This window comes from Lysinibacillus sp. FSL K6-0075, assembly GCF_038592945.1.
Taxonomy (GTDB): domain Bacteria; phylum Bacillota; class Bacilli; order Bacillales_A; family Planococcaceae; genus Lysinibacillus; species Lysinibacillus fusiformis_F.
This window is the reverse complement of record NZ_CP151947.1, coordinates 2,984,228-2,995,136: the sequence shown is the minus strand read 5'-3', so window position 1 is coordinate 2,995,136 and position 10,909 is coordinate 2,984,228. Positions and strand designations below refer to the sequence as shown.

Annotated in this window: 11 protein-coding genes; all 11 read left to right on the top strand. The window is 40.9% G+C overall.

Going from position 1 to position 10,909, the window contains the following annotated elements; translation table 11 throughout:
• Position 1 precedes the first annotated feature (1 nt).
• The 11 genes from MHB65_RS14750 to cdaS all read left to right on the top strand — a co-directional run bounded on the left by MHB65_RS14750 (position 2) and on the right by cdaS (position 10,828).
• On the top strand, positions 2 to 1,369 hold the full coding sequence (locus MHB65_RS14750) for a cobyrinate a,c-diamide synthase (protein ID WP_342440864.1): 1,368 nt from the start codon (positions 2 to 4) through the stop codon (positions 1,367 to 1,369).
• Entirely contained in the window at positions 1,362 to 2,000 is a 639-nt protein-coding gene (locus MHB65_RS14745; protein WP_342440863.1) for an NAD(P)-dependent oxidoreductase, read from the top strand. Before MHB65_RS14750 ends, MHB65_RS14745 begins: the two co-directional genes overlap by 8 nt.
• On the top strand, positions 1,997 to 2,764 hold the full coding sequence (cobA, locus tag MHB65_RS14740; RefSeq protein WP_342440862.1) for a uroporphyrinogen-III C-methyltransferase: 768 nt from the start codon (positions 1,997 to 1,999) through the stop codon (positions 2,762 to 2,764). The genes MHB65_RS14745 and cobA overlap by 4 nt, the downstream gene beginning before the upstream one ends.
• Before the next feature lie 33 nt (positions 2,765 to 2,797).
• The gene (locus tag MHB65_RS14735; protein ID WP_342440861.1) at positions 2,798 to 3,358 is read left to right on the top strand and encodes a nitroreductase; all 561 of its coding nucleotides are present in this window, start codon (positions 2,798 to 2,800) and stop codon (positions 3,356 to 3,358) included.
• Positions 3,359 to 3,371: 13 nt separating this feature from the next.
• Positions 3,372 to 3,908 carry a cob(I)yrinic acid a,c-diamide adenosyltransferase gene (locus MHB65_RS14730; protein ID WP_342440860.1) on the top strand — a complete coding sequence of 179 codons (537 nt, stop codon included), beginning with the start codon at positions 3,372 to 3,374 and terminating at the stop codon, positions 3,906 to 3,908.
• A 214-nt stretch (positions 3,909 to 4,122) separates the two neighbouring features.
• Positions 4,123 to 5,622 (top strand): cobyric acid synthase, encoded by a 1,500-nt coding sequence (locus MHB65_RS14725; protein WP_342440859.1) that lies wholly within the window; start codon positions 4,123 to 4,125, stop codon positions 5,620 to 5,622.
• Positions 5,619 to 6,455, top strand: coding sequence for a methyltransferase domain-containing protein (locus MHB65_RS14720; protein WP_342440858.1), 837 nt, complete (start codon positions 5,619 to 5,621; stop codon positions 6,453 to 6,455). Before MHB65_RS14725 ends, MHB65_RS14720 begins: the two co-directional genes overlap by 4 nt.
• A gap of 97 nt (positions 6,456 to 6,552) precedes the next feature.
• Positions 6,553 to 7,485 carry a ribonuclease Z gene (rnz, locus tag MHB65_RS14715; RefSeq protein WP_342440857.1) on the top strand — a complete coding sequence of 311 codons (933 nt, stop codon included), beginning with the start codon at positions 6,553 to 6,555 and terminating at the stop codon, positions 7,483 to 7,485.
• 312 nt (positions 7,486 to 7,797) lie between these two features.
• Complete coding sequence (locus tag MHB65_RS14710; RefSeq protein ID WP_342440856.1) at positions 7,798 to 9,792, top strand: methyl-accepting chemotaxis protein; 1,995 nt, start codon at positions 7,798 to 7,800, stop codon at positions 9,790 to 9,792.
• A gap of 65 nt (positions 9,793 to 9,857) precedes the next feature.
• Positions 9,858 to 10,088: a hypothetical protein gene (locus MHB65_RS14705; RefSeq protein ID WP_009370265.1), complete on the top strand. Its 231-nt coding sequence runs from the start codon at positions 9,858 to 9,860 to the stop codon at positions 10,086 to 10,088.
• A gap of 119 nt (positions 10,089 to 10,207) precedes the next feature.
• Positions 10,208 to 10,828, top strand: a complete 621-nt coding sequence (gene cdaS / locus MHB65_RS14700) for a sporulation-specific diadenylate cyclase CdaS (RefSeq protein ID WP_342440855.1) — start codon at positions 10,208 to 10,210, stop codon at positions 10,826 to 10,828.
• The last annotated feature ends 81 nt before the right edge of the window (positions 10,829 to 10,909 follow it).

Sequence of the window (10,909 nt, the reverse complement as noted above, 5' to 3'; positions counted from 1 at the left end):
CATGCAAACAAATCGTTTTGTACTAGCTGGTACGGGCAGTGGGGTAGGTAAAACTACTTTTACCATTGGACTGATGAAGGCATTACAAAATAAAGGAAACGTGGTGCAAGGCTTTAAATGTGGTCCTGATTATATCGATCCAACCTATCATACGGCTGTAACAGGCAGAGTATCACGCAATATTGATAGCTGGATGTTCTCACATGAAGCGGTACGTGATATTGTGGCACGCGCAAGTATGGATGCAGATGTGTCCATTATTGAAGGTGTGATGGGCTTTTATGACGGTAAAAGCCCTTTATCGGACGCTGGTTCTGCTGCTGATATTAGCGTAGTGACTGAGAGCCCTGTTATTTTAATTGTCAATTGTGCTAGCATGGCACGCAGTGTAGCAGCGGTTGTTAAGGGTTTTCAACTACTATCAGATAAACCGAATATCGTTGGTGTTATTGCGAACCAGGTTGGTAGTGTCGGTCATTACGAAATTGCCAAGGCAGCTATTGAACAAGAATGCGGCATACCTGTGATTGGCTACTTAAAGCGTGAGGAAGGGATCGATATCCCGAGTCGTCATTTAGGATTAGTGCCTGCTATTGAAAGAGGAGAGCTAGATTCATTTTTTGATAAACTAGGGAACCTAATGGCAGAAACGATTGATTTGGACCAATTACTACATTTAACAAAGGCTCCTATCTTACAAGAATCAGGTCATTTATTTATGGAGGAGCCTTCACAAAATATTTGTATAGCAGTTGCAAGAGATGCGGCATTTAATTTTTATTATGAAGAAAACCTGGCTTTGTTACGAGCGAAAGGGGCAACACTACAATTTTTCTCACCGCTTGCTAATGAGCCTGTACCAGCAGAAGCAAATGGCTTATATATTGGTGGGGGCTTTCCTGAGGAATTTGCAGAGTCACTTGCGACCAATACAGTCGTTAAAGACTCTATTCGTGAAGCCATTGCCAAAGGTCTTCCAACATTAGCTGAATGTGGGGGCTTTATGTATTTAACAGAGGCGATCACAAATAGCCATGGCGAACGCTATGACATGGTAGGGGTAATTCCTGGAGAAGTGGCGATGCAAACAAAACTAGCAGCACTTGGTTATCGTGAAATTTTTGGCACAGCCGATAATTTCTTAATTGGTGCTGAGGAGCAAGCGAAGGGCCATGAGTTCCATTATTCCAAATATAGTGGTTCTCACAACACAGCAGCCTACGAAACGATTGGTCGTTTTGGCAAAAAGAAAGAAGGCTATCAAGAAGGAAATTTAGTGGCTGGCTATACACATTTCCATTTTGTATCAAACCCAAAGCTAGTTGACAATTGGTTAACAGCTTGTAAGAAGGTGAAAAGTAATGACTAATTATTTTCCTATTCATATCAATCTAGAATATAAAACGGTAGTAATTGTAGGTGGCGGTCACGTGGCAACGCAGAAGGTAGCATCCCTGTTACCGGCAAAGGCAAACATCGTGATTGTCAGCCCAACCTTACATGACACATTACAGCCACTTGCTGAGTCAGGGCAAATTACTTGGAAGCAAAAGCAATTTGAACCGCGTGATTTAGATGATGCCATTCTCATTATCGCTGCAACGAATGTGACAGCAGTGAACGAAGCAGTTCAAGAGGCGGCCCAGCATTGGCAATTAATCAACCGAACAGATAAACAAAGTGAAAGTGATTTTATTACGCCTGCTACTGTTCGCCGTGGTCCATTGGTGTTAACTGTTTCGACATCGGGAGCAAGTCCAGGTCTAGCACGCAAGATCAAAGCAGATTTAGAAGATCAATTCGATGATGCTTATGATGACTATGTATGCTTTTTACAGCAAGCTCGATTAATGATTGCTGCTAAGTATGATAAAGGTCCACAAAGACGTGCAGCATTACAAGCGTTGCTAGAGCCAAACATCCTTGAATGGACACGTCATGGCGAGATTGATCGACGTGAAGCATATTTACAACAACTATTGATGGGAGCAGCGCAATGAAGGATGGAATTGTATATATCGTTGGAGCAGGTCCTGGCGATCCGAAGCTCATTACTGTGTATGGACTGGAATGTATTCAAAAGGCTGATGTAATTGCCTATGATCGTCTTGTAAATCCTAAATTGCTTGATTTTGCAAAAAAGGATGCGGAGCTTGTTTATTGTGGCAAATTACCTGGGAAGCATCATCTTATTCAAGATGAAATTAATTCATTACTTGTGGAAAAAGCCCAAGAAGGTAAAGTTGTTACACGTCTTAAAGGTGGCGATCCTTTTGTCTTTGGACGTGGTGCTGAGGAAGCAGAGATATTAAAAAATCATGACATTGCTTATGAAATCGTTCCTGGGATAACAGCAGGTATAGCGGCTCCTGCTTATGCAGGGATTCCCGTTACACATAGAGACTTCGCGACAAGCTTTGCCCTTGTGACTGGGCATGGACGTGAAGAAAAAGGACAAGATTTTTTGAATTGGCCAGCATTGGCTACAGGCATTGATACTGTTGCTTTTTATATGAGTGTTGGGAATATTGCCTACATCGCTCGAAAATTAATCGAAAACGGACGGAAGGCTACAACACCAGTAGCGGTTATTGAGTGGGGAACAACTGCTCAACAACGCACGATTACAGGGCCGTTAGATGAGATAGCCAGCATTATTGAGCGTGAAGGGTATCATAACCCTTCTATGATTGTAGTGGGCGAGGTTGTCAATGTACGTGAAAAAATTCAATGGTTTGAAGAGCAGGGACTTACCTTTTCATAATCATCTTTTGAAAGAGCACAAGGAGGAAGCAATATGACTGTCATTGAAGCATTAAAAAAACGTCGAGCAATTCGTAATTACACAACACAATCGGTAGAGAAAGAAAAGATTGAGCAAATTTTACAGGCAGCAACCTATGCACCGAATGACCGTATGCGAGAGCCTTGGCATTTTTATGTCATACAAGATGAAGCCATGAAGCGTTATGAAGAAATGGCTAGTGCTTATTTACAAGAACGTTTCCCCACGAAGCCAAACTTAGTGGAAAGTTCATTGAAGGTTGTACAAACAACGCCTGTAGCCATTGTTGTGACAGCAGACATTGTAGAGGGTGATGCAGATGCGACAGAAGATAATGTTTTTGCCGTATGTAGTGCCATTATGTCCATGTGGTTGACAGCAGAGGAGCTAGGTCTTGGTTTTGTTTGGCGTACACGTGGTGTTGGCCTGGTGCATGATCCTCGTATGCATACGTTCCTTGGTGCAAGTGCCTCTCAAAAAGTAGTCGGCACGATATTTATTGGCTACCCACAGGAGCAAGAGCAAAGCGACAAGAAACGTACACCGTTTGCAGAAAAGACAACATGGCTGTAAGGAGGCTAACAGCATGGCAAGAAAAGGCTTGTTTTTAGTATATACAGGTGAAGGAAAGGGCAAAACGACAGCATCCCTAGGTGTTACATTGCGTGCGGTGGGCCGTGGGTTAAATGTGCGCTATATGCAGTTTATCAAATCACCTGAACGCACTTATGGAGAGCAAATTGCCCTTCGTAAGCTAGGCGTAGAAATGGAACAAATGGGCATAGGTTTTACATGGACAAAGACACCTGAGGAGCATCGTGCTGCATTAGCCAAGGCTTGGAAAAAAACGAAGGCAGCTCTGCAGGATGATAGCATTGATTTATTGGTGCTTGATGAGCTAAATAATGCCCTAGCGATCACCAAGTTTCCAATTGATGATGTCCTTCCACTAGCAGAAGTCATCGAGGCAATCCAACAACGCCCCTCAACGATGCACCTGGTTGTCACAGGCCGAAGCGCGAACCCTGCGCTACTGGCAATGGCTGATTTAGTGTCAACCATTGATGCAACAAAGCATTACTATGATGAAGGAATTTCAGCAGTGAAAGGGCTTGAATTTTAAAGCCCCTCACTATTGCGGATGAAAAATTCCCACGCGTCGCCATGGAATACCCGCGGAGCGAAGGGAAATACTCGCGCTTCGCCATGAAATACCCGCGGAGCGAAGGGAAATACCCGCGCGTCGCGATAAAATACCCGCGGAGCGAAGGGAAATACTCGCGTGTCGCGATAAAATACCCGCGGAGTGAAGGCAAATATTACAGAGGAGAGTGACTATGCCAGCAAAATCAATCATGATTCAAGGAACGGCTTCCGATGTTGGAAAAAGTATGATTTGTACCGCACTATGTCGTATATTTTCAGATGATGGACTAAAAGTAGTACCATTTAAATCGCAAAATATGGCTCTTAATTCATTTGTTACGAAGGATGGCGGTGAAATCGGCCGCGCACAAGGGGTGCAGGCAGAGGCGGCTCGTGTTGTTGCAACGACTGATATGAATCCTATCCTGCTGAAACCGAAGCAAGATATGATGTCAGAGGTTATCGTTCATGGTAAGCATTTTTTAAATATGGATGCCAAAAGCTACCGCAATAATTTTGTGCAAGAAGCGATGCCAATCGTGGAAAAATCAGTACGTACACTACAAAATACATATGATGTCATAGTCCTAGAGGGCGCTGGTAGCCCTGCAGAGATTAACTTAAAGGATCGCGATATTGCCAATATGCGAATGGCTCATTTAGCAGATGCAGCGGTTGTCCTCGTTGCTGATATTGATCGTGGTGGGGTCTTTGCCTCGATTGTTGGTACACTGGCATTGTTAGATGAGAAAGAACGAGCACGTGTAAAAGGATTAATTATCAATAAATTTAGAGGCATGCGTGAATTACTGGATGATGGTTTGGCATGGGTGGAGCGTGAAACGGGCATTCCGGTACTTGGCGTGATTCCTTATGTCGATGTCAATATTGAAGCGGAGGATTCTCTCGCACTATCGTCACTACGCTTTAAAAAACCAAAGCCAGGCGAATTTGCTGTAGATGTAGCCATGATTCGTTTACCACGTATTTCAAACTTCACCGATATTGATCCATTTTTCGATGAGCCAGAGGTGGGTGTGCGTTTAATTGGTAATGTCAACGAGCTAGGTACACCAGATATACTCATTCTGCCAGGAACAAAAAGTACAATGGATGATTTAGCTTGGCTAAAAGCACAGGGCTTTGATCAAGCCATCACACATTTACGTAATAACGGCACAAAAATTATTGGCATTTGCGGTGGTTTCCAAATGCTTGGTGAAACATTACTAGATCCTGAGGCAGTGGAGGGGAATGGCGAATCTGCTCATGGTCTTGGGCTATTACCGATGGAAACCATTTTTGTAGGCAATAAAAAAACGGTGCAAATGACAGGCGTAAGAAGGCAGGACACATTGACAGGCTACGAAATTCATCTAGGACGTACAAAAATTTTACGTGATGAAGTATCACCGTTTTTACAGTTAGAAGATGGAAGAAAAGATGGTGCGGTTAGTCATGATGAGCAAGTGATTGGCACGTATTTCCACGGCTTGTTCCATAATCGTACCTTTACTCGTCAACTCGTCAATGAAATACGAGAGAAAAAAGGGTTAGCTGCTTTACCAAGTGATGTGAAAAGTGACGCAGAACGAAGAGAAGATGCCTATAATATGTTAGCCGACCATGTACGAGCAAATCTTGATATGAAAAAAATATATGAAATTTTATCTATAGAGGTATCTGTATGACGAGAAAAGGACCGTTAGCCATTAACTATGAGGCATTATGGCAGGAAGGCATGAAGGATTGGCATGGCCATATGCCTGAACGAATGGTGAATGATCAGCTAGAGGAGCAATTTTGGGCGCAATCCGTAGCACGTAAAAAAATGGGGCAAACTGATCCTTATGCTACACGGATTTTTCAGGAGCTTCAAAAAAAGATTGAACCTCAATATTCTGTATTAGAAATTGGCCCTGGATGGGGCAATTATACATTTCCATTAGCTGATAAAGTGAGCAAGCTCACATGTGTGGATAGCTCAGAAAGCATTTTGCATTACTTACAACAGTGCATGCCCGAGAAGGAGCACGTTTCCTATATTCATGCGAAGTGGGAAAGTTTAGAGCGTGATGAGATAGAACCACATGATATCGTCTTAGGCGTGAATTGTTTTTACCGTATGTATGAAATTAAAGCAGCTTTATATCATATGAATCGGCTGGCGAAGAAGCGTGCCATTATTGGGATGACGACAGGGCCAATCCAGCCACACTATGAACGATTATATGAAAAATATGGTTATGACATAAAATTTCCTCGCAGAGATTATATCGAGTTTTTGAATCTACTATATGAAATGGATATTTATGCCGATTGTCAAATTATCCCACTCGAACGTATTTATGAATATGAAAGTTATGAGCAACTTGTGACAACGCAAAGTAAAAAAATATTAACGCCAAACTTCCAGCGAGCCCATGTGGAAGAATCACTTCTACCTTTTATTGAAGAAAAAGATGGACGTTATTATTATCGTCATGATTTTCATGCAGCACTTGTTTCATGGCAACCAAAATAATCAAGAAACCTTTGGAGAAACTGTACACCAAAGGTTTTTCTTATGGGAATGGATAAGGTACAATAAAACGATATAAACAAGAAGTGAGGTGGCATATGTGCAGCTACATTTTTTAGGAACAGGCGCAGGCATGCCTTCAAAAGAACGAAATACAAGTGCTCTGATGGTAAAGCTATTAGATGAAGTGAGTGAAATGTGGCTATTTGACTGTGGAGAGGCGACACAGCATCAAATCCTCCATACATCATTAAAGCCGCGGAAGGTTACGAAAATTTTTATTACACATTTACATGGTGATCATATTTTTGGACTGCCAGGCTTTTTAAGCTCGCGTTCCTTTCAAGGTGGGGATGAGACGCTAACGATCTTCGGGCCACCTGGTTTACAGCAGTGGATTGAACAAACATTGGCGCTATCGAAAACCCATTTAACGTATCCTTTACGCTTTGTAGAAGTACAGGAAGGGATTATTTTTGAGGATGCTCATTTTACAATTCATGCTAAGGAATTGCGCCATGTTGTACCTTGCTATGGTTATCGAATTGAGCAAAAGGATTTACCAGGCGAATTATTAATTGATAAAGCACAGGCACTTGGCGTTCCAAAAGGACCTTTGCTCGGGCAATTAAAAAATGGCCATGATATCGTGCTTGAAAATGGCGATGTGATACACGCAAAAGACGTTGTGGCACCTGCCAAAAAGGGCTTTACTCTGTCGATTTTAGGCGATACGAAATATTGTGAAGAAGCCATCCAACTATCAATGGGTGCTGATATCATTGTGCATGAAGCGACTTTTGATGGTACAACAACGGATTTGGCAGCAAGCTATGGTCATGCGACAAATGTAGAGGCAGCAAAAGTCGCACAGCAAGCAGGTGCACACTATTTATTATTAAATCATTTAAGTGCTCGTTTTCTACCATATGACTTACCTCAGTTTTTGGCTGATGCACAGGATATTTTCCCGAATACGCTCCTAACATCTGATCAAGCGGTCTATACGTGGCAACACAATAAATTATTTTGATATAATTATTAGATAAAAAACATCTATTAGTGGAGGATTCTTCTAATGGATGTTTTTTATTTGCAGTTCTAAAGATGTACTTAAATATTACTAATTAACCCTCAGAAATATGATTTATTTCTTTCTTTAACTAGTCTGAAATATACAGGCTATTCCTCTTGTAGATTTTATTTTGCAATTTTTACAAATTAATGACAATTTAAACTTCTTCAAAACTTATTATTTTATATTTAATAAATAGTTAATGAAATATATGGAAGTGATATTGTATGATGAAGTGGAAATAATCGTAATTTTTAGGGGGATCTCATCATGAGAAAGTCAATGAAATGGAAAATGCTTCTGGAGATTATGGGCATTGTAGTGTTCATTATAGCGGCATTTTCTATTTATATTTATCAAGCTACATATAAAAGTGAAAAAAGCAATGGAGAAGCCATCGCCAACTCCATTGTCATGGGGATGGAAGGGGCGATTCAATCTAGAGAAAAAGCGGAAGAAATCATGGAAAAGGAAATGATTGCTGAATCTGTGATGGCTGCTTACATAATTGATAAAGGCGCAACGTATGAGGATTTAAAGGCTATTGCTGAACGTGGTGGCATCGATGAGATTTGGAGTACAGATGATAAAGGAAATACAACGGTGACATCTGTAGCTCCATCTGTTGATTTCAACTTTGGCGCTGATCCAAACGGACAAGCTGCTGAATATATGCAACTCCTAGATGGTAGAGCGAAAGAGGTCGTGCAAAAAGCACAAATCCGCGATGTCGATGATCAATTTTTCAAATTTGTCGGGGTAGGTAGCTGGAATCCAGCAACACCACAAATTGTACAGGTGGCTCGTCATGGACAGCAGCTACTAGATTTAGAAGCAAGTATTGGCAGCGCATCCTATATCGATCAATTGGACAACTATTTATCCTCAACTGTATTATTCGCCGCTATTGTAGATGAAAAAGGCCAAGCTATTGCCGCTACAGCAGAAAAAGATTTAGCGGATATTGGTTTTGAGCCAGCCCAATTTTCAGCACAAAAGTCGACTGAATTTTCAGGGCGCTATGATGGCACGCGTGTCACGCAATATATAAAGCCATTATCAAACGGTACATACTTAGCAATTATTGTATCCAATGCCGTCCTATCACAAATTTTAGTGGGTACAATTGTGGCTTCATTGATCGTTGTCTGTGTGATTTTCTTCATTACGGGCCTATCTATTTCCAAACAAGTATCTCGTATTTTAAGTGTGCGAAATTCCTTAGAGGAAATTAGCAAAGGTGAAGCAGATTTAACCAAGCGCATTCCGATCCATGCGAAGGATGAAATTGGCCAATTAGTGACATCATTTAATGGGATGATGGATAATTTCCAACAAATCATGTGTGAATTAAAGCAAGGGGCCAATCAAATAAAAGAAGCTACCTACACGATTCAAGAAAACGCCCATGAAACACTAGATTCAGCCGCAATGATCCAAGGAGAATCCAGTCAGGTAGCTCAGGCCTCCTTTGCACAACAGAATAATACAGCAGACAGTGCGCACTCAATGGAGGAATTGGCACGCAGCATTCAATATATTTCGGAGTCCATAGCAGAAATTTCTAGTATTTCTCGTAATACCGAGGAAAATGCCGATAATGGATTACAAATTATGCAGTCCTTACAAAAGCAATTAGTGACTATTCATGAGAAAACGAATTTTGCGGTGATTGGTACACAGGAACTTGAAAAATTGTCTACCATGATTGGGGAATTTACCAATGTCATTACGGGAATCTCTGATCAAACGAATTTATTGGCATTAAATGCATCCATTGAAGCAGCACGTGCTGGTGAAGCGGGTAAAGGCTTTGCCGTTGTAGCAGAAGAAGTGCGTAAATTAGCTGAAGATTCTAAGCGTGCAGCGGATAGAATCACACAGGTGGTGATGAATGTCCAAAAGGAAACGGCCAATATTGTAGTGACCATCCAAGCGACAGCGGATGTATTACATGCAGGACGTGCGATCGTACAAGAAGCACAACAATCATTTGAAGGAATTCATAATGATGTACAGGTGTTAGCAACACAAGTAGATTTAGTATCTAGCTCAACCGAGGAAATTGCTGCAAGTACTGAGGAAGTAACAGCTACTATGGAAGATGTTTCGCTACTTGCCAAGCAAACATCGCAAAGTGTTGATGCCGTTGCCCAAAAGGCTAAACATCAAGTGGAAAATATGGAGAGCATGACCGCATTTATCGATCAATTGAATACAACAGCGGAAAACCTCCAACTATCAGCAGGCAAATATAAAGTATAAAAGGAAAAATATAGTACGATAAATCACTAGATTCCCGTATAATTGAAAAAAGGGGTGTGGTTTAAGTGAATCAACAAAAGATGCCGCCAGCATTATTGCGATTAATCGTCATTTTTCCAAATGTGCTGAGCTATTTACTATTATTCGGTCTAATTATTTTTGTCATGACAAATTATGAAACATTAAAAGCGACAAATAATTTAACTGTGTGGATTATTTTTATTGTCGTATTAGCACCCGCTGCTGCCTATACGACTTTCAGCATCGTGAAAAAAATTCGGGCAGGGCATATGTAAGAATATTAACGACTTCCTATTCAACGTAATAGGAAGTCGTTTTGCTTAAAAGAGAATAAAAAACATATAGAGAGAAAAACTATCGTAAACAGTGATGAAATGAAGAGGTGTGGTATCATATGGATCCAATAAATTGTGATTTTTCACCAATGAAAGAAACATTAAAAGATGAGCTTCTCCAAGTGATCCTGTCCTTACAGCAGAGTGTGCAGAAAATGGATACAGATGCAAATTGTCTCCTCGGTAATTTTGAGAAAATTAAAGAGAAGTTTATGACAATTGAAATGAAAGCTGCAACGTTCTATTTAAATTGTTATCTTTCCCCGTTTACTGAAAAGTATCCAGAGCTATCACATAGTGTACAAAATATGTCTTTAAGAAGACATGGTGGTTTAATTGTCATCCAACGTCAAGATACTTTAGAGAATCTGATTCAGCCTGGTATTCATATTGGGGCAGATTTAACCCACTCTTTATTAGAATCTATTTTCTTCCCTGGTAATCCGCTCCACGATGGTGCTGTACTTGTCAATCAAAATCAAATTGAGTCAGCAGCAAATGTACTGCCATTGTCAGAGCGTTATACAGGGGAAAAGAAATTAGGAACAAGACATCGTGCAGCGCTGGGATTGAGTGAGGTTAGTGATGCACTGGTAATGGTTGTATCAGAAGAAACAGGGAGAATTTCTTTTGCTCTTAAAGGCAATTTATATCCTGTGACAACACCTGGCATTATATAGGGAGTCTCCCTATGTTAAAAAATATCTTGAATTCGAGATAATTCTCTTGCAGAAGTATCACTTGCGTGGTAAAGTGATAGC